The following is a 398-nucleotide window of genomic DNA, read 5'->3' as shown; positions in this document are numbered from 1 at the left end:
ATAAATCGGCTGCAATATATCACCGAAGCTGCTCAAAAGATGCTCGTTAAGGAATTGCGGCAGCCCTATTTGGGATGGTATTTTAAAGGCTTCGGAAAGATCAAAAAACATCTTGATCTAACCGATGAAGCCCGGCAGATCCTAAAGCGGCTCATAGAGGAACGCAAGAAAAGTGGAGAACGGCAGGATGATCTACTGGATATGCTGCTGGAAGCACGTTATGAGGATGGCACAGCCATGAGCGAAAAGCAGTTGATCGATGAGATCCTGATCCTTTTTACCGCAGGTCATGAAACCACCTCCAACGCTCTCACTTTTACTTCTGAACTGCTGGCCCGCAATCCTGAAGTCCAGGAGAAAATTGCTTCGGAAGTTGAGATAGCAAAAAAGGCTTCAGG

Annotated in this window: 1 protein-coding gene; it reads left to right on the top strand. The window is 46.5% G+C overall.

The window, feature by feature from the left end; all coding sequences use genetic code 11:
* On the top strand, positions 1-398 hold a 398-nt coding region (locus HC176_RS17155), incomplete at both ends, for a cytochrome P450 (protein WP_167920221.1).

It is taken from the genome of Tamlana crocina (assembly GCF_012037625.1).
Note: the sequence above shows the minus strand (reverse complement) of the source record. Positions and strands in the feature narration are given on the sequence as shown.